At 63.9% G+C, this 24,128-nt stretch carries 22 protein-coding genes; 16 read left to right on the plus strand and 6 right to left on the minus strand.

Going from position 1 to position 24,128, the window contains the following annotated elements; genetic code table 11:
- Positions 1-87: 87 nt before the first annotated feature.
- Positions 88-954 carry an AraC family transcriptional regulator gene (locus RFM52_RS02105; protein ID WP_320294192.1) on the minus strand — a complete coding sequence of 289 codons (867 nt, stop codon included), beginning with the start codon at positions 952-954 and terminating at the stop codon, positions 88-90.
- Positions 955-998: 44 nt separating this feature from the next.
- Between RFM52_RS02105 and RFM52_RS02110 the strand changes: the two genes are divergently transcribed.
- The 6 genes from RFM52_RS02110 (at position 999) to RFM52_RS02135 (ending at position 6,216) form a co-directional block, all read left to right on the plus strand.
- On the plus strand, positions 999-1,406 hold the full coding sequence (locus RFM52_RS02110) for a DUF2000 family protein (protein ID WP_320294193.1): 408 nt from the start codon (positions 999-1,001) through the stop codon (positions 1,404-1,406).
- Positions 1,407-1,822: 416 nt separating this feature from the next.
- Entirely contained in the window at positions 1,823-2,707 is an 885-nt protein-coding gene (locus tag RFM52_RS02115) for a DMT family transporter (RefSeq protein WP_320294464.1), read from the plus strand.
- A 71-nt stretch (positions 2,708-2,778) separates the two neighbouring features.
- Complete coding sequence (locus RFM52_RS02120) at positions 2,779-3,801, plus strand: LacI family DNA-binding transcriptional regulator (RefSeq protein ID WP_320294465.1); 1,023 nt, start codon at positions 2,779-2,781, stop codon at positions 3,799-3,801.
- Entirely contained in the window at positions 3,798-4,781 is a 984-nt protein-coding gene (locus RFM52_RS02125; protein WP_320294194.1) for a 2-hydroxyacid dehydrogenase, read from the plus strand. The genes RFM52_RS02120 and RFM52_RS02125 overlap by 4 nt, the downstream gene beginning before the upstream one ends.
- 259 nt (positions 4,782-5,040) lie before the next feature.
- A complete protein-coding gene (locus RFM52_RS02130) occupies positions 5,041-5,430 on the plus strand; it encodes a hypothetical protein (RefSeq protein ID WP_320294195.1) in 390 nt (129 codons plus the stop codon).
- Positions 5,431-5,475: 45 nt separating this feature from the next.
- The gene (locus RFM52_RS02135) at positions 5,476-6,216 is read left to right on the plus strand and encodes an outer membrane protein (protein ID WP_320294196.1); all 741 of its coding nucleotides are present in this window, start codon (positions 5,476-5,478) and stop codon (positions 6,214-6,216) included.
- Positions 6,217-6,255: 39 nt separating this feature from the next.
- Here the strand turns inward: RFM52_RS02135 and RFM52_RS02140 are convergent, their stop codons facing one another.
- Positions 6,256-7,029: a gamma-glutamyl-gamma-aminobutyrate hydrolase family protein gene (locus RFM52_RS02140; RefSeq protein ID WP_320294197.1), complete on the minus strand. Its 774-nt coding sequence runs from the start codon at positions 7,027-7,029 to the stop codon at positions 6,256-6,258.
- A gap of 256 nt (positions 7,030-7,285) precedes the next feature.
- Between RFM52_RS02140 and RFM52_RS02145 the strand changes: the two genes are divergently transcribed.
- On the plus strand, positions 7,286-8,395 hold the full coding sequence (locus RFM52_RS02145) for a TRAP transporter substrate-binding protein (protein ID WP_320294198.1): 1,110 nt from the start codon (positions 7,286-7,288) through the stop codon (positions 8,393-8,395).
- 164 nt (positions 8,396-8,559) lie between these two features.
- On the opposite strand, the gene RFM52_RS02150 is transcribed toward RFM52_RS02145, so the two are convergent.
- From RFM52_RS02150 to RFM52_RS02165, 4 genes are all read right to left on the minus strand, one after another.
- Positions 8,560-9,588, minus strand: a complete 1,029-nt coding sequence (locus RFM52_RS02150) for a zinc-dependent alcohol dehydrogenase family protein (protein ID WP_320294199.1) — start codon at positions 9,586-9,588, stop codon at positions 8,560-8,562.
- An 11-nt stretch (positions 9,589-9,599) separates the two neighbouring features.
- Complete coding sequence (locus tag RFM52_RS02155) at positions 9,600-11,387, minus strand: TRAP transporter large permease (RefSeq protein WP_320294200.1); 1,788 nt, start codon at positions 11,385-11,387, stop codon at positions 9,600-9,602.
- Complete coding sequence (locus tag RFM52_RS02160; protein ID WP_320294201.1) at positions 11,384-11,989, minus strand: TRAP transporter small permease subunit; 606 nt, start codon at positions 11,987-11,989, stop codon at positions 11,384-11,386. The genes RFM52_RS02155 and RFM52_RS02160 overlap by 4 nt, the downstream gene beginning before the upstream one ends.
- 233 nt (positions 11,990-12,222) lie before the next feature.
- Entirely contained in the window at positions 12,223-13,128 is a 906-nt protein-coding gene (locus RFM52_RS02165) for a branched-chain amino acid ABC transporter permease (protein WP_320294202.1), read from the minus strand.
- A 93-nt stretch (positions 13,129-13,221) separates the two neighbouring features.
- Between RFM52_RS02165 and RFM52_RS02170 the strand changes: the two genes are divergently transcribed.
- The 9 genes from RFM52_RS02170 to RFM52_RS02210 all read left to right on the plus strand — a co-directional run bounded on the left by RFM52_RS02170 (position 13,222) and on the right by RFM52_RS02210 (position 24,127).
- Positions 13,222-13,830, plus strand: coding sequence for a CGNR zinc finger domain-containing protein (locus tag RFM52_RS02170; RefSeq protein ID WP_320294203.1), 609 nt, complete (start codon positions 13,222-13,224; stop codon positions 13,828-13,830).
- Positions 13,823-14,353, plus strand: coding sequence for a hypothetical protein (locus tag RFM52_RS02175; protein WP_320294204.1), 531 nt, complete (start codon positions 13,823-13,825; stop codon positions 14,351-14,353). Before RFM52_RS02170 ends, RFM52_RS02175 begins: the two co-directional genes overlap by 8 nt.
- Positions 14,354-14,652: 299 nt before the next feature.
- Positions 14,653-18,126, plus strand: a complete 3,474-nt coding sequence (locus tag RFM52_RS02180; protein ID WP_320327828.1) for an indolepyruvate ferredoxin oxidoreductase family protein — start codon at positions 14,653-14,655, stop codon at positions 18,124-18,126.
- A 150-nt stretch (positions 18,127-18,276) separates the two neighbouring features.
- Positions 18,277-20,592, plus strand: a complete 2,316-nt coding sequence (locus RFM52_RS02185; RefSeq protein WP_320294206.1) for a putative bifunctional diguanylate cyclase/phosphodiesterase — start codon at positions 18,277-18,279, stop codon at positions 20,590-20,592.
- A gap of 344 nt (positions 20,593-20,936) precedes the next feature.
- Positions 20,937-21,755 (plus strand): N-acyl amino acid synthase FeeM domain-containing protein, encoded by an 819-nt coding sequence (locus RFM52_RS02190; protein WP_320294207.1) that lies wholly within the window; start codon positions 20,937-20,939, stop codon positions 21,753-21,755.
- Positions 21,756-21,845: 90 nt separating this feature from the next.
- On the plus strand, positions 21,846-21,995 hold the full coding sequence (locus RFM52_RS02195) for a DUF3096 domain-containing protein (protein ID WP_127866594.1): 150 nt from the start codon (positions 21,846-21,848) through the stop codon (positions 21,993-21,995).
- Between the two features lie 150 nt (positions 21,996-22,145).
- Positions 22,146-22,370: an aa3-type cytochrome c oxidase subunit IV gene (locus tag RFM52_RS02200; RefSeq protein ID WP_320294208.1), complete on the plus strand. Its 225-nt coding sequence runs from the start codon at positions 22,146-22,148 to the stop codon at positions 22,368-22,370.
- Between the two features lie 84 nt (positions 22,371-22,454).
- Positions 22,455-23,708 (plus strand): Re/Si-specific NAD(P)(+) transhydrogenase subunit alpha, encoded by a 1,254-nt coding sequence (locus tag RFM52_RS02205; RefSeq protein ID WP_320294209.1) that lies wholly within the window; start codon positions 22,455-22,457, stop codon positions 23,706-23,708.
- A complete protein-coding gene (locus RFM52_RS02210) occupies positions 23,708-24,127 on the plus strand; it encodes an NAD(P) transhydrogenase subunit alpha part 2 (RefSeq protein WP_320294210.1) in 420 nt (139 codons plus the stop codon). Before RFM52_RS02205 ends, RFM52_RS02210 begins: the two co-directional genes overlap by 1 nt.
- The last annotated feature ends 1 nt before the right edge of the window (position 24,128 follow it).

The raw sequence follows: 24,128 nt of genomic DNA on the forward strand, positions 1-24,128 counted from the left end.
CTCAGCGGAAGGGCGACGACGCTGCGCGTCGCGCCTGAGCGCTATCATCAGGCGTCACGCGGTTAGCGACGATGCTGCGCATCGCGCCTACGCGTCGCGCCTGCGCACCAGCGCTGCCCAGCGCCCCGGGGTCAATCCGAACGCCTTCTTGAAATGCCGGTTGAAATGGCTCTGGTCGCTGAAACCGGCGGCCGCGGCGATCTCCGCCAGCGACTCGCCTTCGGCAATCATGCGTCGCGCCCTTTGCAGTCTCCGCATCAACAGGAAGCGATGCGGGCTGGTCGAATAGGTGGCGCGAAAATGGCGCGACAGCGCATAACGGTCGATGCCGGTGACGGCTTCCAGCTCATCGGAGCGCACCGCCCGTTCGGCATTCTCCTCGAGATAGTCGCGGGCAAGCGCCGCCGCGCGCCATGCCGTCTTGCCCGTCGACTTTGCCGGCTGTCCGGCGTGGCGTTTCAACTGCTGCGCCAGCTGCGCAACGAAATCCGCCACGAACAGGTCGCCGAGCTCCTCGTCCAGCGGCGCCAGCGCCGACAACAGCGTGTCGCGCAAGCCAGGATCGTCGACCACGGCGTCGCGGACGAAAGGCAGCGGATCGCCATCCAGGCTGTCGAGCAGCAGGGACGGCTCCAGATAAAGGATCCGGTAGCGCAGGCCGTCTTCCGTGCCGGCGCCGCCATCGTGCAGTTCGTCCGGGTGCAGCACGATCGCCTGCCCCGGCAGGCTGTGCCGCAGCGCGCCGCGATAATGGAAGCGCTGCACGCCGTCCAACGTCACGCCGATGGCATAGGTGTCGTGCCGGTGCAGCTCGAAGGCGTTGCCGTGGAAGTGCGCTTCGATGCGTTCGAGGCCCAGGCCGCCCGGCGCCGAAACGATGCGGTCGCCGTGGGCCGTATCCGCGCACGAACGTTCAAGACCTTCCTTGGCTTCTGCGCCTAGAGCCTGCGCCATCGCATTCCCCGCCCGTCATGGGCCGTCCCGGAGTCTCAATCTTGGTGTTCGATACGAAAATTGCAATTGTTCTGAGTGAAGATCTGCCGGTGTGGCAGAAGCTCAACGTCACCGCGTTCCTGACCAGCGGCATCGTTGCGCAATTCCCCGAGATCATCGGCGAGCCCTATCGCGACCGTGCCGGCAACCTCTACAACCCGATGTCGATCCAGCCGGTCATCGTCCTGTCGGCCGATGCGGCGACGCTGGGCTCGATCCATCGCCGGTCATTGGAGCGGGGCGTCGCGACATCCGCCTATATCGAGGAGATGTTTTCGACCGGCCACGACGTCGCCAACCGCGCCGTCTTCGCCGAATTCGCCCCGGACGACGCCAAGATCGTCGGGATCGCCTTGCGCGGCGACAAAAAGCTCGTCGACAAGATCACCAAGGGCGCTCGCATGCATGCCTGAAATTGGCATGCTCCTTCGCCGGAAAGGCTATTCCGAACGTTTGGGGTTAGCCGCGGCCATCCAGTTCGTCATCCACGGGCGGAGCGGGAGCGAAGCGGACGCGTAGACTCGAGGATCCATTCCGTGACCTTGGCTAAGGAATGCAACGGAGCAGAATTCTGCACCGTGGCAACGCCTCGACGTCACGGCATGGATTCTAGGGTCTGCGCGCGTCGCTTCGCTCCTTGCTTCGCCCTAGAATGACGACCGCGAGGACGCGCTAAGCCTGTCCGGCGCGCTTGTTGGGCCAGTCGCTTTTGGCTTGCCGGCAAGCGGCGATTGCCGCAGAAGGGTGAGGTCTATCTTCCTTCGGCCCGATTTTGACCACTCCCAAAAACAACGACGACAGCGCAACGCCGCCCGCGGCGATGCTTCTGATGCTTTGCGTCTATGTCTGCTTCACCTTCCTCGACACCTCCAGCAAATTTCTGGTGCTGGCCGGCGTCTCGGCGCTGATTGTCGCCTGGACCCGCTTCACCGTGCATGTGCTGCTGGTCGGCCTCTTCCTGCGCGGCTGGCGCGAGCCGGCGCGTTTTCGCGCCAACAACCTGCCGGCGCATATTTTGCGCGGCTGCATGCTTTTCGGCTCGACCATGTTCAACATCCTGGCGCTGAAGACGCTGCAGCTGGCCGAGACCACGTCGATCTATTTCTTCGGCCCGATGGTCATCACCGCGCTGGCCGGTCCGCTGCTCGGCGAATGGGCCGGCTGGCGGCGATGGATGGCAATCCTCACCGGCTTTGTCGGTGTTCTGATCATCACCCGGCCAGGCGTGGGCGTGTTCGGCATCGGCCATCTCTTCGCGCTGTGCTCGATGCTGTCGAACAGTTTCTACGTCATCATGACGCGCCGCATGTCGGCGACGGAAACGTCGGAAAGCCTGATCCTGTTCTCGGCGCTGGCGCCGTCGGTCTTGCTGGCCCCGATGCTTGCCTTCTCGCACGCGCTACCGCATGGCGGCGTTCAATGGTTCGTCGTCCTGATGCTGGGCGTCTTCGGCGCGGGCGGCCACTATCTGCTGGTCCGCGCCTATCGTCTGGCCACCACGACGCAGCTCGCGCCCTATCCCTATTCGCAGATGGTGTGGATGATCATTTCCGGCTGGCTGATCTTCCACCAGTTCCCCGATCGCTGGACGCTGCTCGGCGCCGCCATCATCGTTGCCAGCGGCCTCTACATCATCCACCGCGAGCACCGGCTTCGCGTCCGCAACTCCGCCTCGCTCGACACCGAGGCGGAGGCACTGGCGAAAAAACTTTGATTTGCTCCGAATCCGGTGGCATAAGGCCGTTTTAAAAAATTTAAAGACCTGACCCTGGGGAGCGAAGGGCACTGGCACAGAAGATCAAGCTTTCGACGATCGCGGATGCGCTAGGCGTCTCCACGGCAACCGTGTCGCTGGCGCTGCGCGACAGCCCGCTGGTCGCCGGCACGACGCGCGAGCGTATCAAGGAACACGCCCGCGCCATCGGCTATATTTATAACCGCCGCGCCGCCTCCTTGCGCACCTCGCGCTCCGGCATCGTCGGCGTCGTCGTGCACGACATCATGAACCCGTTCTTCGCCGAGATACTGCGCTCGATCGAAAGCGAGCTCGACCGCAGTCGCCAGACCTTCATCCTGTCGAACCATTACGACCAGCTCGAAAAGCAGCGCACCTTCATCGACACGCTGCTGCAGCTCGGCGCCGACGGCGTCATCATGTCGCCGGCCATCGGCACGCCGGCCGAGGACATCATCATGGCCGAGGAAAACGGCCTGCCGGCGGTGCTGATCGCGCGCACCGTCGCCGGCGCCGATGTGCCGGTGTTCCGTGGCGACGATGCCTATGGCACCGCGCTCGCCACCAATCATCTGATCTCGCTGGGGCACAAGCGCATCGCCATGGTCGGCGGCACCGACCAGACCTCGACCGGCCGCGACCGCTACCAGGGCTATCTCAACGCGATGGAGGCCGCCGGCCTGGAAGTGAAGCCGTCCTGGCGCATTTCCGGCCCGCGCACCAAGCAGGCGGGATTCGAGGCCGCGGGGCAGTTTCTGGCGCTGAAGGACAGGCCCACCGCTGCCTGCTGCTGGAATGACCTTGTCGCGATCGGGCTGATGAACGGCATCGCGCGCGCCGGCCTCGTGCCGGGCGTCGACATCTCCGTGACCGGCTATGACGATCTCGAGGAGGCGGCAATCGCGACACCGGCCCTGACCACGGTCTGGAACGGTCAGCGCGAGGTCGGCCGCCGCGCTGCGAGCGCCTTGCTCGACAAACTGAACGGGCAGGCGGTGCGGCCCTCGCAGGAGCTGATCAAGCCGGAACTGCATGTGCGGCAGTCCACCGGCAAGCCGGTGGAGCGTGCATGACCAGGGCCGAAGCAAGATTGCCGGTCGCCATCCTGGTGCCGGGCGATTTCAACGACCATGCCGTCGGCCGCGTCGACAAGGCGTTCAAGCTTGTGCGGATCGAACGCGCCGACCCCGGGCTGGTGACGGACGAGATGCGCGCCGCGGTGCGTGGCATCGCCTCCTATGCAGGCATCAACGCGGCGATGATCGATGCGCTGCCCAATCTCGAGATTATCGCCAGCTTCGGCGTCGGCTATGATTCGGTCGACGCCAATCACGCGGCGAGGCGCGGCGTCATGGTCACCAACACGCCCGACGTCCTGACCGAGGAGGTTGCCGACACCGCCATCGGCCTGTTGATCAACACCGTGCGCGAACTCTACGCCGCCGAGAAATGGCTGCGCGACGGCGACTGGGTGGAGAACGGCAATTATCGCCTGAGCCGGCTTACCTTGCGCGGCCGCAGCGTCGGCATTTTCGGCATGGGACGCATCGGCCGTGCCGTCGCCCGGCGCCTTGAGGCCTTCGGCCTGCCGATCGCTTACCACAACCGCCGCAAGGTCGAAGGCCTGTCCTACGAATACCATGCCACGCTGAAAGGCCTCGCCGAAGCCGTCGACACGCTGATCTGCATCGCCCCGGGCGGCGCCGCCACGGAGAAGGCAATCAATGCCGGGATCCTGTCGGCGCTGGGGTCGAACGGCGTCTTCGTCAACATCGGCCGCGGCTCGACGGTGGATGAGGCAGCCCTTGCCGCCGCCCTCGAGAGCGGCACCATCGCGGCCGCCGGGCTCGACGTCTTTGCCGACGAACCGAACGTGCCGCAGGCCCTGCTCGACGCTCCCAACACCTCGCTTCTGCCGCATGTCGGCTCGGCGTCGGAGCACACGCGCCGCGCCATGGCCGATCTATGCGTCGACAATCTCGTCGCCTGGTTTGCCGAGCGTCGGCCGCTGACGCCCGTGCCGGAGACGATCAACGTCAAGGCGCGCGGCTAAAGCATGTCTCCCGAAAATGGGCCCGGTTTCGGGACAAAGGCATGCTTAAAATCAAAAACTTGAAGCAGGTTGCGTGATCCATTTCACGCGACCTGCTTTAGGCAATTCCGGGGAAGGTGTGGAAACAGCTTTCCGCCCATGGAACGTTGAACCGTTCCAGGCGCTTTCGCCACATTTGTTAATGCTTTCGCGGTCCCATTAACTCCCGCTTAACGCTTTGAAATCATTTTCCATATTTGATTGAGTGTGGAGAAGTGGTGTGAAGCTGGTTGCCGGGTTGGTTGTGTCGGCGGCGTTGTTCGGAGGCGCGCATGTCCTGTACGGCGGCGAGGGCCGGAGCACGGCTGTCGAGACCGCTTCATCGAGCGCCTATCGATTGACGGCCAATGGCGACGAAGCCGCCTGCGCCGTGCAGCGGGGAGCTCCGGTCTCGGACGGACTATCGTTGCTCTCCGTCGCGCCGAACTGCCGCAAGGTGATGCCCGGCATCGAGCGCGTCAAATTCTGGCGCGAGCAGGCGGACGGCTCGGTCGCGTTCAGCGAGAACGGCGTCGATCCGATCGTCACTTTCGGCGTTGCCGATGGCGACGGCTACGAATCCTACGCACCGGCCGCGCCGCTGCTGGCGCTGAACAACGACAGCCAGTGACCCCGAGCGTGGTCTTTTTGCAACTTCGGCTAGGAAAATATCCCGATGCCGGTGCCTGTCTTGGCATTGCACCCAAAGCCAAATAAATTGGCGCAGCTTTGGGGTGCTCAAATGAAGTCTTTTCTACTCGCTTCGACCATTCTCGCCTTGTTCCCGGCCAGCGCGTTCGCTGCGGACGCGCTTTCGCCTGCTGCTCCCGCAACTTATGAGTGGAGTGGCTTCTATGCCGGTGTCCAGCTCGGCTATGGCTGGGGAAAGGTCGACAGTCACGATTCTCAGATAGTCACTGGCTTTTCCGACTGGGCCGACTCTTGGAACAGCAACGGCGTGCTAGGCGGCATTCATATCGGCTACAACCAGGCTTACGATCAGTTCGTTCTTGGCGCCGAAGCCGACATCGAAGCCTCGGGAATGAGAGGTTCGGTGGATTCGGAGTTTGCCGGCAACATCAAGACCAAGATCGATGTGCAAGGCTCGCTGCGGGCGCGCCTTGGCTATGCGATGGGGCCAGCTCTGCTTTATGCGACAGGCGGTTTGGCGGTTGCCCATTTCGATACCGACTACAATGAGGGCGGAACGAGCGACAGCTCTTCGCATACGAAAGCCGGCTGGACATTGGGTGCAGGTGTCGAATATGCATTCGCACCGAATTGGACGACGCGCGTCGAATATCGCTACAGCGATTTCGGCAAATTCACCGACAATCCGGCGACCGATGGCGGCTTCCTGTATCCGACGCATGTGACCACAAACGCCGTGCGGGTCGGCTTCAGCTACAAGTTCTGACCTGATTGGCGAAAGGCGGCGCTTGAAGCGCCGCCATTTCTATTCCGCCGCCGCCCGTGCGCCGGCCTTTGCCGCCGCATGCAGGCGTACGGCATCGCCGAAAGCCTTGAAGATCTTGGCGGAATTGCTGTCCGACTTCACCCAGTATTCGGGGTGCCATTGCACGCCGACAGCGAAGGCGCGGGCGTCCTTGACCGAAACCGCTTCGACCGTGCCGTCGGAGGCCAAAGCTTCGACCTGCAGTTTCGAGCCGAGCCGATCGATACCCTGCCGGTGCAGCGAGTTGACCTTGATGTCGCCGGCGCCGAACACGCCTGCAAGGCAACTGCCCGGTTTGATCGAGATCGTCTGATGGATGGCGAAGCGCTCGTCCTGATTGTCGCTCACCGGCGCGCGATGGTCGAGCGAGCCCTCGCGCTCCTGGATTTCGGTGCCCAGCGTGCCGCCGAGCGCCACGTTCAGTTCCTGGATGCCGCGGCAGATGGCCAAAAGCGGCACGCCGCGCTCGAGCGCCTTGCGGATCAGCGGCAGCGTCGTGGCATCGCGCGCCGGATCGTAAGGACCGTTGGCCTCGCTCGGGTCGCCGTCGTAAAGCGACGGATGGACGTTGGATTTCGAACCCGTCAGCATGACGCCGTCGACCGAGGACAGCAATTCGTCGAAGTCGAGCCGACCGCCGAAGGACGGCACCAGGAGCGGGAACACGCCGGCGCCCGTGATCACGGCTTCCAGATATTGCTGGGGCGCTGCATGCCAGGTGTAGTTGTCGAACTGGCGGACGTCGGTCGAGACTGCGACGAGCGGTTGCTGCATTTTGGGTTTGGTTTCCATCAGGCCAAGGAACTGTTCTGCCTACAAAATAAGCGATCCGTCGCGGCTTTTCCATGGCAAGTTTGGCCGCCTCGCATGGACCAGCGAAAGGAATGTTAGACTATAGTTGCGGAATGGCGGCAACCTCGGCCCGCGGCGCTGGACTCGACTTCTTGCCTGTGTATGGTTCTCCCCCAACCGATCCGGGCACCGAGGATGTCCCGACATCGGTCAGCTGATCCGCAAGGGAGGAAACTGCATGGATCGTCGTTCATTCATCCGCAAGGCCGGCGCGTCCGGCGTGGGCGCCGCGGCAGCGGCCGCGGCACTCGCCACGCCGGCCATTGCGCAGTCCAACCCGAAAGTGACGTGGCGGCTTGCGTCGTCCTTCCCCAAGTCGCTCGACACGATCTATGGCGGCGCCGAAGTCTTCTCCAAGATGCTGTCCGAGGCGACCGACGGCAATTTCCAGATCCAGGTCTTCGCTTCGGGCGAGTTGGTGCCAGGCCTGCAGGCGGCCGACGCCGCCGCCGCCGGCACCGTGGAGGCCGCGCATACGGTCGCCTACTATTACTGGGGCAAGGATCCCACCTGGGCGCTGGGCGCCGCCGTGCCCTTCTCGCTCAACGCGCGCGGCATGAACGCCTGGCACTATCATGGCGGCGGCATCGACCTCTTCAACGAATTCCTCGGAGCGCAAGGGTTGTTCGGCCTGCCGGGCGGCAACACCGGCGTTCAGATGGGCGGCTGGTTCCGCAAGGAGATCAACAGCCTCGCCGATCTGAAAGGCCTCAAGATGCGCATCGGCGGGTTCGCCGGCAAGGTCATCGAAAGGCTCGGCGTGGTGCCGCAGCAGATCGCCGGCGGCGATATCTACCCGGCGCTGGAAAAGGGCACCATCGACGCCGCCGAATGGGTCGGCCCCTATGACGACGAGAAGCTCGGCTTCTACAAGGTCGCGCCTTACTATTACTATCCCGGCTGGTGGGAAGGCGGCCCGACCGTCCACCTGCTGTTCAACAAGGCAAAATACGAAGAACTTTCGCCGGCCTACAAATCCCTGGTGCGCACCGCGGCGCAGGCTGCGGACGCCAACATGCTGCAGAAATACGACTATGTGAATCCGCCGGCGGTGCGTCGGCTGGTGGCCGGCGGCGCCAAGCTGAGACCCTTCAGCCAGGAGATCATGGCGGCCTGCTTCGACAAGGCCAACGAGGTCTATGACGAGATGGAATCCAACAACGCGCCGTTCAAGAAGATCTGGGAATCGATCAAGGCCTTCCGCAAGGAGCACTATCTCTGGGCCCAGGTCGCCGAATACAATTACGATACCTTCATGATGGTGCAGCAGCGCAACGGCAAGCTGTAGGCCGGGCCTTGCCTTCTCCCCTTGTGGGAGAAGGTGGATCGGCGCGCAGCGCCGAGACGGATGAGGAGTGTTGGAAGGATCACCGTCCTTGCCAAGCTGGAGCATCCCTCATCCGTCGCCATCGACGACACCTTCTCCCACAAGGGGAGAAGGGAAAACCGCGCTCAGCCTCGGCCCGGCACCACCAGCACCTTGACCTCGCCCGGCGCCGGCGGGTTGGCGATCACCTGAGGCGCTTCCTCCAGGCTGACCTGCTTCGAAATCAGCTTGTCGATCTCGATGGCGCCCGAGGCAATGAGCTGGGCTGCCCTTCCATGCGTGAACGGATTGAGGAAGGAACCGAGCACCTTCAATTCGCGAAACAGAAGATCGAACGGCTCGATTTCCACCTTCATGCCTTGCGGCATCACGCCGACGATGACGACCGTGCCGCCGGCCCTTGCCATCCGCATCGACTGCTCAACCGTGTCGCGCACGCCGGCGCATTCCAGCACCACGTCGGCACCGCCGGGCGCCAGCCCGTTCGCTCCGGCGACGGCCGCGATCGGGTCGCCGGCGCTCGGGTCGATCGTCGCGGTGGCGCCGAGCTCCTCGGCAAGCGCGCGGCGCGAGGCCTGCCGGGTCGACAGGATGATGGTCGCGGCGCCCGCGAGCTTTGCCAGTTGCACGACGAGCAGGCCGATGACGCCGCCGCCAAGCACCACCACCGACGCCCCTGGCCGGATCGCGGCAAGGTCGACGCCGTGCAGGCAGCAGGCGAGCGGCTCGCAGAAGGCGCCGTGCGTCGGCTTGAGGCCAGCGGGCAGCCGGAAGGCCTGCCTTTGCGGCATCAGCACATAGTCGGCAAAGCCGCCGTCGCGGTGGATGCCGATGGCCCTGAGGTTGCTGCACAGATTGACGCGGCCGGCATGGCAGTGGGCGCAGCGCCCGCAGGCGATGTTGGGATCGCCGGTGACCCGGTCGCCGACGGCAATGCCCGACACCGCCGCGCCGACGGCTTCGACGGTGCCGCAGAATTCATGGCCGAGCGTTACCGGCGGCGTGCAGGGAAACTCGCCGTGGAAGAGGTGCCGGTCGGTGCCGCAGACGCCGCAGGCCTCGATCTTCACCAGAACGTCCTCGGGTCCGGGAGCGGGCTTGGGAACCTCGCGCAACCCGATATTGCCCACCGCTTCCAGTCGCACCGCTCTCATGGCTGTTCACCTCAGTTGAATTTGGGCGGCTGCGAGAGGTCAGGCGCCGGCGCGGGTTTGGCCGGCGCGTCACCGAAGCTCGGCGGCTGCGACAGGTCGGGCGTGCCGGGTGCTGCCGGGGCGGCGCCATTGGCCGGAGCCGCGCCCTTGTCCGCCGGCGGCGTGCCGAGCGGCGACAGCGAAGGCATGTCCGGCAGCTTGATGTCGATCGTGCTGGGTTCGACCGCAGCACCTTTGTAGCGCATCACCATTTGCGGGAAGGCGATGGTGAGCCCGATCATGATCACCTGGATCAGGACGAACGGCACTGCGCCCCAATAGATCTGCCCGGTGGTGACCGGCGCAACCTGCTTGCCGGTTAACCGGTCCAGATAAGGCACGCGGGCCGCGACCGAACGCAGGTAGAACAGCGCGAAGCCGAAGGGCGGATGCATGAAGCTCGTCTGCATGTTGACGCCGAGCAGCACGCCGAACCAGATCAGGTCGATGCCGAGCTTGTCCGCGGCGGGCGCCAGCAGTGGCACGATGATGAAGGCGAGCTCGAAGAAATCGAGGAAGAAGGCAAGCACGAAGACCAGGATGTTGACGCCGATCAGGAAGCCGGTCTCTCCGCCCGGCAGCGAGGTCAACAGATGCTCGACCCAGATATGGCCGTTGACGCCGTAGAAGGTGAGCGAAAAGACGCGTGCGCCGATCAGGATGAACAGCACGAAGGCGGAAAGCCGGGTCGTCGAGGCCAGCGCTTGCTTGATGACGTCGAGCGAGAGCCTGCCCTTGGCCGCTGCCATGATCAAGGCTCCGACTGAGCCCATGGCGCCGCCCTCGGTCGGCGTGGCGATGCCGAGGAAGATGGTGCCGAGCACCAGGAAGATCAGCGCCAGCGGCGGGATCAGCACAATGATCACCTGCTGTGCCAGCTTCGACATCATGTGGATGTGGAGGCGCTGGTCGAGGATCGCCACGATGTAGATGACGATCACGCCAATGGCGGCGCCGAGAATATCGGCATTGTCGCCATGCGCCGGCGCGAGATAGCGATAGGCCGCATAGGAAATCGCGACTGCGACCAGCAGTGCCACGATCAGCGAGATCACGCCGTGGCCGAGCGTACGTGCTTCGAGCGGCAGCGCCGGCATCGCGTTCGGCCGGACGATCGACATGATCAGGATGTAGAGCATGTAGATGCCGGTCAGCACGAGGCCGGGGATCAAGGCACCGGCATACATGTCGCCGACCGAGCGACCAAGCTGGTCGGCAAGCACGATCAGCACCAGCGAGGGCGGGATGATCTGGGCGAGCGTGCCGGAGGCGGCGATGACGCCTGACGCCAGTCGCCGGTCATAGCCGTAGCGCAGCATGATCGGCAGCGAGATCAGTCCCATGGCGATGACGGAAGCCGCCACCACGCCGGTCGTTGCGGCAAGCAGCGCGCCGACGAAGATCACCGCATAGGCGAGCCCGCCGCGGATCGGCCCGAACAGCTGGCCGATCGTGTCGAGCAGGTCCTCGGCCATGCCGGAGCGTTCGAGCACGATGCCCATGAAGGTGAAGAAGGGTATCGCCAAGAGCGTGTCGTTGGACATCACCCTGGTGCCGTAGAAATTGTCCGGCAGCGCATGCAGCAGCGGCCAGGCAAGGTTGATCGACCCGCCTGAATAGGGCGAGACCAGCACGCCGATGAAGAAGAACAGCAGGCCGTTGGCGGCGAGCGAGAAGGCGACGGGGTAGCCGATCAGCAGGAAGATGATCAGCGAGGCGAACATGATCGGCGCCATGTTCTGCGCGATGAACTCGATCATGGGCGGGCCTCGCCCGCGATCGCCTTGGCTTCCTCGGCCAGCGCCTCCGCCTCGAGCTTGGCCTGGTCATGCGCCGAAACGAAGGGATTGGGGTCGTCCATGTCGCCGCGCATGATGGCGATCTTCTTGATGATCTCGGAAACCCCTTGCAGCGCCAGCAGGAAGAAACCGACGAGCAGGATGGCCTTCGCCGGCCACACGATGAGCCCGCCGGCATTGGTCGACATCTCGCCGCTGTGGATGGACAGCGACACATAAGGCACGAAATAGATCACCATCAGCACCACGAAGGGCATCAGGAAGAACAGGTGGCCAAGCAGGTCGATCCAGTGCTGCACGCGGCGTGACCACATGCCGTAGACAATGTCGATGCGGATATGGTCGTTCTGCTTCAGCGTGTAGGCGGCGGCCAGCATGAAGGCGGCGCCGAACAGGTACCACTGCAGCTCGAGCCACGCGTTGGAGGAGATGTCGAACACCTTGCGGATAACGGCGTTGCCGGCGCTCACCAGGATCGCGAGCAGGATCAGCCAGGAGACCCAGCGGCCGATGAACTCGTTGATGCGGTCGATCGTCCTGGATAGAGCGAGCAGCCCTGCCATGCATATCCTCCCTGATACCGACAGCGCGCCCGATTCCCCCTCCGGTGTCGCGCCGCTTGGCCCAACGGTATGCAGTGCGTGGTCCGGTTGGTCAACATGACAAAGTCGCGGCAAACGGATCGGCACGCCGGACAGCGGCGGAATACCGCCACGTGACGATACGTCATGCAACGAAAGTCTTGGGCAACGAAAGGCTTGGGCAAGGAAAGTCTGGGGCGACGAAACTGGGTGGTTCAGGCGATCTTGGTCTGGTCGCGCCCGGCGCCGATCAGCACCAGCATGGCGACGAGGAAGAGATAGATCCAGGCGTCGCGCCATTCGAGCGGGAAATAGCCGGCCCAGAGCGATTCCGCCATGCCGAAGGCCGCGGCGCCAAGCGCCGCCTTGAGCGGCGACAGATAGCCGCCGACCGCCGTCACGAACAGGATCTTGAGGCCGTAGATCAGCCCGGTGCCGAAGGAGACATTGCCGTAATAGAGACCGGCAAGCACGCCGGCCAAGGCGGCGCAGAAGCCGCCGAACAGCACGGCGCGGCGGAACACGGCGCGCACATCGACACCGCACATCGCCGCCGCTTTCGGATCGTCGGATACGGCGCGCCATGAACGGCCAAAGCTGGAGTGGGAAAACAGCCAGGCCGCCAGCGCCACCAATGCTACGACACCTGCGCAGTCGAGCAACTGGATGACGGTGAGCGTGACCTTGAAGCCGTCGCCTTGGGCGAAAATGACGGGGGCGGCGAGCATCGGCGGCAGCCACAGGTCATGCGTGTCGGCGGCGATGCGGCTCGCCTCCGACAGGAAGATCAAGATGCCGAGCGTCGTCACCACGATTGCGTTGGGCGAGCGGTCGGCGAGCCGTTCGAAAACGCTGCGCGACAGGATATGGCTGATCAGCGCCGCATAGAGAATGGCCGCGATCACGCCGAGCGCCACCGCGGCGGCAAGCGTCAGCCACAGCGCCTGGTAGCCGAAGGCGGCGGTCAGGATCATCGTCTGGCCGCAGAAGGCGAACAGCGCGCCGTAAGCCAGGTTGGTGCGATGCAGGATGCCGTTGGTCAGCACATAGCCGAAGGCGAGCAGCGCATAGAGCGCGCCCGAATGCAGCCCGTTCAGCACCTGCTGGTAGAAATAGAGCATGCGGCATCCCACAGGTCGTATGACGCGACCCTGCCGGACCGTCGCATTCAGAATCTAACTTGTCAAATGCGTTTTATCGGTTAGATTTCTGTCATGACGGTATCCTGGACCCCGCACCGCTTCACCGGCGGCATCCTTGCGCTCGATACGGCGAACACCGTCGTGCTGCGCAACGATCCGCAAAAGTCCTTCGACCGTTTCGACGACCCGGCCGAGATCGCCCGCTTCGCCGAGGCGGCAAGCGGCTTTCGCGCCACCGAGCTCGGCGGCAGGCGGCTGCGGGCGCCCGAACCGGGCGAGATAAAGCCAACCGTCATCTCGATCCGCGAAGCGACCGATCGCCTGTTTCGTCATGCGGTGTCGAACGGCGCGCTCGCGACCAGCCACCTGCCGGATTTCCTCACGGCCTGCGCCGGCGGCCTGGCCGGCAGCGAGACCGAGATCGGGACGCCGGGCCAGCCATTCGGCGATCCGCAAACGCCGATCGCCTTCGAGGCGGCTTTGGCCGTCTCCGCGCTGTCGCTTTTGCGCGACGAAACGGTGGCGAGGCTGAGGATCTGTCCCAATTGCAGCTGGCTGTTCGTCGACCGCAGCCGCAACGCCAGCCGCCTATGGTGCGACATGGCCGTTTGCGGCAACCGCCAGAAGGCAAACCGCCATTACCGCCGCCGCACAGCGGCGAGGGAGGTCAGCAATGTTTAGGAAATTGTCGCGTTCGGTTTTGGTCGGCGCCGCCGTGATCGCCGCAGTCGCGCTCGGCGCCTGCCGCGACACCGGCAAGGACCAGCTGTTTGCCATCTCCGGCAAGCTGTTCGAGTTCAATTACCGGCTGGCCATCGCCACCTATGTCATCACGCTGAAGCCGCTGCGCCCGATGGTCGACGGCCAGGTCGCGGTGGTGAGCTTCCAGAACCCGGCCGGCGGCGACCCGCTCATCGTCAACCAGAAGATCTGGCCGAAGCTGCCCCACATCACGCTGACCAGCCCGCCGCTCACCTGCGTGGTCAAGGACAAGCCCTACAGCGTCTCGATCCGCATCGAGGATGCGAGCGGCACATTGCTGCAGAGCATCGACACCACCATGACCTCATCGGAGGACCAGACGATGCTGCCGGACCGGCCGCTGGTGATCGGACCGAAATACGAGCTCAACCCGGACCTTGCCGGCCATCCCGACGGCAAGCTGCCCGAGGACCAGAAGCCGGATTGCTCGAAAGCGACCTGAAACGCAGGCGTCAGAGTAATTCCAGGAAAAGTGTGAAACGGTCGGGCTCGGCGACTTCGCCGTAGCCTCCCGTCCGGAATTGCGTCTAAACAAAACGAGTCTGTCGCGAAATTTTTGTTCTTCACAAGGCGGTTAGCATGATCTTGTATGCGCCGCGGGCCACTCGCCAGACCGTTTGTTGCGTGTTATTTGGCCTCAGCGATTTTGTTTGACCTCTCCCGCAAGGGAAGAAAGACTGCGGCGTCCCGCCCCGACGTTGGCTGCCTGATTTGAGGCAGCCTCCGCAGAGGAAATACCTGATGACGCTGCACGACGTCGCGCTCGACGACAAGTTCGACCTTGGCAAGGAGCGCGTCTTCCTGTCCGGCGCGCAGGCGGTGGTGCGCATGCTTCTGATGCAGCGCGAGCGCGACCGCCGCGCCGGCCTCAACACGGCGGGCTTCGTCTCCGGCTATCGCGGCTCGCCGCTCGGCGGCCTCGACATGCAGCTATGGCGGGCGAAAAAACAACTCGCCGGAGCCGACATCGTCTTCCAGCCCGGCCTCAACGAGGAACTCGCCGCCACCGCCTGCTGGGGTTCGCAGCAGACCGAATTGCTGGGCGAGGGCACGCATGACGGCGTCTTTTCGGTCTGGTACGGCAAGGGACCCGGCGTCGACCGTTCCGGCGACGTCTTCCGCCACGCCAATCTTGCCGGCTCGTCGAGAAATGGCGGCGTGCTCGCCCTGATGGGCGACGACCATATGGCCGAGTCCTCCACCAACGCGCACGCCACCGAGTTCCTCTTCGTCGACACGATGGTGCCGATCCTCAACCCGGCCGGCGTCCAGGAGATCATCGACTACGGCCTCTACGGCTTTGCCATGTCGCGCTTCGCCGGCACCTGGGCGGCGATCAAATGCGTCAAGGACAACATCGAATCGACGGCGTCTGTCGACGCCTCGATCGAGCGTCTGGGCATCGTCATTCCCGAGTTCGAAATGCCGCCGGGCGGCCTGAACATCCGCCACGAGATCGACATGCTCGGCCAGGAAGAGCGGCTGCATGAATACAAGCGCGCCGCCGCTTCCGCCTTCATCCAGGCCAATGGTCTCAACCGCGCCATCTATTCCGGCGGCCGCAATCCCAAGCTCGGCGTCATCACCATCGGCAAGAGCTATCTCGACGTCCGCCAGGCGCTCGAGGATATCGGCATCGATGAAGCGGCCGCCAACCGTATCGGCATCCGCCTGTTCAAGGTCGGTTGCCCATGGCCGCTCGACTTCCAGCACATCGCCGAGTTCGCGCGCGGCCTCGACACCATCGTCGTCGTCGAGGAAAAGCGATCGCTGATCGAGGTGCAACTGCGCGAGAACCTCTACGGCACCGCCACGCAGCCGGTAATCATCGGCAAGAAGGACGAGCGCGGCGACTGGCTGTTCCCCGCCAAGGGCGCGCTCGATCCGAACGAGATCGCCATCGCGCTCGGCGAGCGGATCCTGCGCACCATCGGCCCGTCGGAAGAAATCGCCGCGCGGGTGGCGAAGCTGCGCCAGTTCCAGGCGATGCTCGCCGACACCGCCGATATCGGCTCGCGCACGCCTTTCTTCTGCTCGGGCTGCCCGCACAATTCCTCGACCAAGGTGCCGGACGGCTCGTTGGCTGCCGCCGGCATCGGCTGCCATTTCATGGCGCTGTGGATGGACAGAAACACCGTCGGCTTCACCGCCATGGGCGGCGAGGGCGCGCAATGGGTCGGCCAGGCGCCTTTTTCCAAGCGCGACCACATCTTCCAGAATCTCGGCGACGGCACCTACAACCATTCCGGCGTGCTGGCGATCCGCTTCGCGCTGTCCTCCGACGCCAACATCACCTACAAGATCCTCTACAACGACGCGGTGGCGATGACCGGCGGCCAGCCGCATGAGGGCGGCCTGACCGTCGACATGATCGCCAGGCAGGTGCGCGCGGAGGGCGTCGACCGCATCGCCGTCGTCACCGACGAGCCGGACAAATATGCCGGCAAGGCCGATTTCCCGGCCGGCATCAGCATCCATCACCGCGACGACCTCGACCTCGTCCAGCGCGAGTTGCGTGGGCTCAAAGGCGTTTCCGTTCTCATCTACGATCAGACCTGCGCCGCCGAGAAGCGCCGGCGCCGCAAGCGCGGCACCTTCCCAGATCCCGACAAGCGCGTCTTCATCAACGAACTGGTCTGCGAAGGCTGCGGCGATTGCGGCGTGCAGTCGAACTGCGTCTCCATCCAGCCGGTCGAGACCGAATTCGGCCGCAAGCGCCGGATCGACCAGTCGAGCTGCAACAAGGATTTTTCCTGCATCAACGGTTTCTGCCCGTCCTTCGTCACCGTGCATGGCGGCAAGATCAGGAAGGCGGAAGGCATTGCCGGCAGGGCCGATCCGCTGGATGGCGTGCCCGCGCCGGCCGAGTTCCGCATGGGCAACCAGGGCTGGGCGGCGATCATCGACGGGGTCGGCGGCACCGGCGTCGTCACCGTCGGCGCGGTGCTCGGCATGGCCGCGCATCTGGAAGGCAAGGGCTGCGGCATGATCGACATGGCCGGCCTCGCCCAGAAGGGCGGTTCGGTCTTCACCCATGTCCGCATCGCCCCGACGCCCGAGGACATCCACGCCATTCGCGTTTCGGCCGGCAAGGCCGACCTCGTGCTCGGCTGCGACCTCGTCGTCTCCGGCGCCAAGAAGGTGCTGGGCGCGGTGCGCGAGGGCCACACGATCTTCCTTGCCAACACCGCCGAGATCATGCCCGGCGAATTCACCCGTTCCGCCGATTTCTCGCTGCCGGTCGAGCGTCTGAAGAAGGCGATCCGGGCTGTTGCCGGCGACGACAAGGCGCATTTCTTCGACGCAACCCACACCGCGACCGCGCTGTTCGGCAATTCGCTCGGCGCCAACATGTTCATGCTCGGCTTCGCTTTTCAGCATGGCGGCCTGCCGCTTTCGGCCGAAGCGGTTGAAAAGGCGATAGAATTGAACGGCGAAGCGGTGGCGATGAACGTCGCTGCTTTCCGCTGGGGCCGCCGCGCCGCGCATCAGCCCGATTTCGTGCGTGGCCTGGTCGCCCAGACCGGCAAGCCGGCGTCAAAACCGGCCGAGACGCTGGACGACGTCATTGCCCGCCGCGTCGCTTTCCTCACCGCCTATCAGAATGCCGCCTACGCCAGGCGCTACGCCGACCGCGTGGCAACGTTGCGCGCCGCCGAAGCCAAGGCCGTGCCCGGCTCGACCGCGGTGACCGAAGCGGTCGCCAGGAACCTCTTCAAGCTGATGGCGATCAAGGACGAGTACGAAGTGGCGCGGCTCTACACCGACGGCACTTTCGCCGCCGACCTCGCCAAGCAGTTCCAGAGCTACGAGAAGCTCGAGTTCCATCTCGCGCCGCCGATCCTCGGCCGGCGCGGCAATGACGGCAAGCCGCGGAAATCGAGCTTCGGCCCGTGGATGATGAAGGGTTTCCGGCTGCTGGCGGCGATGAAGGGCCTGCGCGGGACCGCCTTCGACCTCTTCGGCTACACCGCCGAGCGGCGCACCGAGCGGCAGTCGTTGAGGCAGTATGAGGCAGATCTCGACCTGATCGCCGGCGCGCTGGCGCCGGGCAGGGTGGAAGCCGCGACGGCTCTTGCCTCCGTGCCGGCGCTTATCCGGGGCTACGGCCATGTCCGGCAGGCCAGCGCCGACAAGGCAGCGGGCGAGCGGGCGCGGCTGATCGAGCGTTTGAACCAAGCCCCCGCGGAGTCTGCGCTTCGGGCAGCGGAATGACCGCGAAGGCCGGTTGACGCCACGCCAAAACTCCCGAATTTCCCGGTTCTGCCTCTCGTAGCGCAACCCTGCGCAACCGTGGCCGAGCGCCGTTCTAAGCCTTTCTTAAGGCGGGTGTGGCATGACAAGGCGTAGTGTTGGGCCAACGGCATGGGTAGAACAAAGACCGAGAACATCCCGGCGGATGTTTATATCCAGTTTGTGCGGTCGTTGTTCGACAACGCGCACATGCTGGTGATCGGTGGCGTTTGCTACTGGATCCTCGGATTCATGATCTATTGGCGGACGCACAATCCGCTGTTCCTGGCCTTTTCTTTCGGTCTGCTCTCCATCAGCCTTTTCCGTTATTTCGGCATTCGCGCCTTCCTGAAGGCGGGTGGCACCATAGCCGATGTCGAAGAGGCCCAGTGGTGGGAGCGCAACTACATCCTAAAGGGCAGCCTGCAGGGCCTGGGCCTGGGTTCGCTCTGCTTCATATCGATCTATGTCTATCCCGACCCCTTCGCCGAGCTGGCCGCCACATCGCTGACGATCGCGACCCTGGTCACGGTTGTCGGCCGCAACTACGGCTCTCCGCAGATGGTGCGGATATTCTCCGTGACCTTCATCGGTCCCGCGGCGCTCGGACTTCTGCTGCGCATGGATTTCCCGTCGGTGCTGCTGGGCCTGATGATCATCCCGCTGACCTTCATCACCATCAACAGCGCCGATCATGTCCGCAACGTGCTGTTCTCCGCCGTCATCGGCCACAAGCAGGCCAGGAACCTGACGCGCCGGTTCGATCGCGCGCTCAACACCATGTCGCATGGCCTGGTCATGCTGGGGCCCGACGGGCGCGTCGCGGTGGCCAATGCCGAAGCCGCCCGCCTGATGTCGCTGAAATCGGGCGATGCCTTGCTTGGACGCTCGATCCACGGTCTTTTGATGCGCGGCGTCGCCGGGGGGATGCTGGCGCCGAAAGACTGCCGCTACATCGAGGCGCAGCTGACGCGCGCCTTGCGCGAAGGCCGCGACCGCAAGGTGCTGGTCTCCTTGGCCAACGGCCAGCACTACGAATTCTCCGCCCGCGAAGGCAGCCAGGAACTGGGCGTCATCACCTTCGAGGACGTGACGGCCCGCGTCGAGGCGGAGGAAAAAATCCGCTTCATGGCGCGCTACGACAATCTGACCGGCCTGCCGAACCGCGCCTATTTCCACGAACTGGTCGGCGAGGCCATGGCCTCCGGCGACCAGGACCGGCTCTGCGGTCTCGCGGTGCTCGATCTCGACGACTTCAAGAGCGTCAACGACACCCTCGGCCATCCCGTCGGCGACGGGCTGATCTACGCCGTGGCCGAGCGTCTCGCGGCGATTGCCGGACCGGGCATCACGGTCAGCCGCTTCGGCGGCGACGAGTTCATGATCTTCTTCGACCGTGTCGAGGACGAGAGTCATCTCAGCACCCTGCTCGACCGCATCTTCGCGGACCTGCAGGGCGAAGTGGACGTCGCCGGCCACGGCTTGCGCATCCAGGCCAGCGGCGGCGCGGTGCTGTCCAAGGTCAAGGACAACGACGTCGACGCCATGATCGTCAAGGCCGACCTTGCCCTCTACAAGGCCAAGGAGCTCGGCAAGAACAGCTGGCGGCTGTTCGAGGCGGCCATGGACGCCGCCTTCCGCAATCGCCAGCTGATGAAGGCCGATCTGCGCAATGCCGTGCAGGCCAGAGAATTGCGTGTTGTCTATCAGCCGATCGTGGCTGTGAACACCATGCGCATTGCCAGTTGCGAGGCGCTCTGCCGCTGGGATCATCCCGATCTCGGCCCGATCTCGCCCAGCGTCTTCATCCCTTTAGCCGAGGAGATGGGCATCGTTTCCGACATCAGCACGTTCGTGCTGGAGGCCGCCTGCGCCGAGTGCGCCAAATGGCCGGCCCAGACCAGCGTGTCGGTCAACCTCTCAGCCAAGGATTTCCGCAGTCGCGACATCGTCCAGAAGGTTGCGGACGCCCTGGTCAAATCGGGCCTCGCGGCGCACCGGCTCGAAATCGAGGTCACCGAGACCGCCTTGCTCGACGACAAGTCGCTGACGCGCGAGTCGATCGAGGAACTGAAGGCGCTCGGCGTGCATATCGCGCTTGACGATTTCGGCACCGGCTACTCCAGCCTGAGCTATCTCCACAAGCTGCCGCTCGACAAGATCAAGATCGACCGTTCTTTCCTGGCTGATATCAACCAGAACCGGCAGTCGCTCGATCTTCTGAAAGGCATCGTCAGCCTGTCGCGGACGTTGAGGCTTTCCGTCACCATCGAAGGGGTCGAGACCTTCGAGCAGTTGAAGACGCTGGTCCATCTGGTCAAGCCGGACTTCGTGCAGGGCTTTCTCTTCGGCGCCGCACTCAGCGCGTCGGGCATCGAGACGATGTCGAGCGTCACATGGCCATTTGCCGCGGACCTGCACATCGCCGGCAAAAGGACAGCCAGCTAAGAAGCAATTCCAGGAAAAGTGTGAAGTGGTTAGGCTCGGCGCTTTGCCGTAGCCTCCCGTCCCTAATTGCGTCGATCAAAAGAAGAGTTTCCAAGAAAAGCGCAAAGGGCTCTCCGGCGTTGCGGTTACGCGTTCTCAAGAACGCTGACCGCTCCAGCGTAGTCTAAACTCGCCTCGCCTCGGCGTTTTCAAGCTCTGAGTTCGAAGTGATCTTGGCAACCTGACTCTAGGCCGTGTGAACCGCCAGAGCCGAACCTTGCTCTTTTCTTGTGCAAAGATCGACCAAAAGAGCGCGGTCATTAAGGTTAACAGATGGTAAATCAGCAATCTCGAATTTTCAGCTTGTGTCTCATTTCAACTCGAATAGCCTGTTCACAGGCGGAATTCGAGGACGGACAATAATGGAAGCTGCGGCTAAGGGTGCGTCGGCTGGCGTCAGCTCAAAGGCTGATTCCCTGCTCAACCGAACGATGATGCAACTCCTGGAGCATGTCGAATATCGCCTCATTACCGGGGGCGAAGATCTGGAAGCGATCTACCGGCTTCGCTATCAGTCCTATCTCAAATCAGGCATGTGCGGTCCGATCGCCAGTGGGATGTTCGAGGATCGTTGGGATAATCTGCCCAATTCCTACCGCTTCGGCGTCTATTGTTATGGCGAATTGGTCAGCACATTGCGCTTTCACTATATTTCCAGTGAACAGCCATACTCACCTTCAATTGACGCCTATCCGGAAGTGTTGCTTCCGCGGCTCGCCCGGGGGGAAACCTTCATCGACGGCACCCGCTTCGCAACCGATCCCGATGCCGCGCCGGCGCCCGGCGTTCTGCCTTTCCTGACGCTCCGGATCGCCATGGTGGCCTCCAATTATTTTGGCCAGGACTCGGTGTTGACCCCGGTCAAGGTCGAGCATTCTCATTTCTATGCCCGGTTCTTCAATGCCGTGCAGAGGAGCGAAGCCAAGCAGTTCCCGGGCGTTCTTGCTCCGATCGCGCTGTTCGAAATCCCTGCCGGCGAGAATATGCGCCGCACGCTCGAGCGGTTCCCGTTCTACAATTCGACGCCGATGGAGCAGCGGCTGATGTTCGGTAATCCGGCTATCAACCGGCTGACGCCCCTCACCATTCTGCCGACGGCGAAATACTATCGCACCGCTGCCTGACGCCAGGCCATGAACCTTTCGCCGGTTGAGCCGTTATCCGGTCCGCAGCCCGTCTGACGGGCGATCGCCTGTCAAAGGAAAGGTTTCTGCATGACCATCCATTCGCTCGCGCTGACGCCGCTGATCTCGCTGATCGCCGGCGTGCTGATCCTGGTGATGCCGCGGCTCCTCAATTACATCGTGGCGCTCTACCTGATCGTCGTCGGCCTGCTCGGCCTTTTTCCCCATCTCGCCAGCTGAAATCCCACGTCGGCCGCGCGGACGAAAGCACGCCATCCAATTTCAACTTTCATTTGAGGCTGTTGTCACCGGCTGTGCGGCAATAGCGCCATTGCTCTTGGTTCGGCTTTTCGCTATGTGCCTCAAAGGCATTTTCGAAGGGGTACTTCCATGGCTGATCACTCGCCGACCGGTCCTGTCGAGCTTGGCGCGCAGATGGACTATGCCGAGCATGACCGTACCTACAAGGGCTTCCTCGGTCTTGCCAAATACGGCTCGCTGTTCTGCGCCGCCATCCTTATCGCAATGGCCTTCGGCTTCTTTGTCGGCGGCTTCTTCTCGGCGACCATCCTGTTCATCCTGATCATGGCCGTCGGCACTCTCATTCTGCGGTAGACTTCCCAGCCCATTGCCCTCGACGTCGCCGGACGTCCGGCCGACGCCTTGCGCAATCAAGGTTCCAGCCGAAAGGATCGTCCGGTGGGACAAATCATATTCATCCCTCGTGAGGTCGACCCGAACGAGCCGCGCGTCGCAGCCTCGCCGGAGACGGTCAAGCGCCTGGCGGGTCTCGGCCTCGACGTGATCGTCGAGAAGGGCGCCGGCCTCGGCTCCCGCATCCCCGACCAGGATTTTGCCGCCGCCGGCGGCGCGATCGGCACAGCGGCTGACGCCAAGAAGGCCGATGTCGTGCTGAAAGTGCGCCGGCCGATCGATGCGGAGCTGAAGGGCTACAAATCCGGCGCCACTGTCATCGCCATCATGGATCCATATGGCAACGACGCCGCCGTCGCGGCGATGGCCAAGGCTGGCATCACGGCGTTTTCCATGGAGTTCATGCCGCGCATCACCCGCGCGCAGTCGATGGACGTCTTGTCCTCGCAGGCCAACCTTGCCGGCTACCAGGCGGTGATCGACGCGGCCGCCGAATATGACCGCGCGCTGCCGATGATGATGACCGCGGCGGGCACTGTGCCGGCGGCCAAGACCTTCATCATGGGCGTCGGCGTCGCCGGCCTGCAGGCCATCGCCACCGCGCGCCGTCTCGGCGCCGTCGTCACCGCCACCGACGTGCGTCCGGCAGTGAAGGAGCAGGTGCAGTCGCTCGGCGCGAAGTTCCTGGCGGTCGAGGACGAGGAGTTCAAGGCGGCCGAGACCGCCGGCGGCTACGCCAAGGAGATGTCGAAGGAATACCAGGCCAAGCAGGCGGCGCTGACAGCCGAGCACATCGCCAAGCAGGACATCGTCATCACCACGGCACTGATCCCCGGCCGCCCGGCGCCGAAGCTGGTCTCGGCGGCCATGGTCGCCTCGATGAAGCCCGGCTCGGTGATCGTCGATCTTGCGGTAGAGCGCGGCGGCAATGTCGAGGGCGCGGTGCCCGGCAAGGTCGTGACGACCGGGAACGGCGTCAAGATCGTCGGCCATCTCAACGTGCCGGGCCGTGTCGCGGCCTCGGCCTCGCTGCTCTATGCCAAGAACCTCTACGCCTTCCTCGAGACCATGGTCGACAAGACGACCAAGCAGCTTTCGATCAAGCGCGACGACGAATTGGTCAAGGCGACGATGCTGACAGACGCCGGCAAGGTCGTGCATCCGAACTTCGCCAAGGCGGCGCAAGAGCCGCGCACCGAACCGGCGGCCATTCCGGCGACGACCATGGTTGCCGATGCCACCGACGCGAAGCCGGCGGCAAAGAAGAAGGCCGCAGCCAAGCCTAGGGGGACCGCATAATGGACGCCTTGCAGAAAGCCCTCGATCAGCTCGATCAGGCGACCGCCGCCGTTCGCCTTGCCGTGCAGGATCTCGCCAACGCACCCGCCGGCGAGGCGGCAGGCAACGCGGCGCATGCGCTCTCGGGCGGCGCCATCGATCCTTTCGTTTTCCGTTTCGCCATCTTCGTGCTGGCGATCTTCGTCGGCTATTATGTCGTGTGGTCGGTGACGCCGGCGCTGCACACGCCGCTGATGGCCGTCACCAACGCAATCTCTTCCGTGATCGTCGTCGGCGCGCTGCTCGCCGTCGGCATTGCCGCTTCCGGCCTCGCCGCGGGCTTCGGCTTCGTCGCGCTGGTGCTGGTCTCGGTCAACATCTTCGGCGGCTTCCTGGTCACCCAGCGCATGCTCGCCATGTACAAGAAGAAGGACAAGTGAC

Origin of the sequence: Mesorhizobium humile (assembly GCF_033977215.1) — a bacterium.
Classification (GTDB): domain Bacteria; phylum Pseudomonadota; class Alphaproteobacteria; order Rhizobiales; family Rhizobiaceae; genus Mesorhizobium; species Mesorhizobium humile.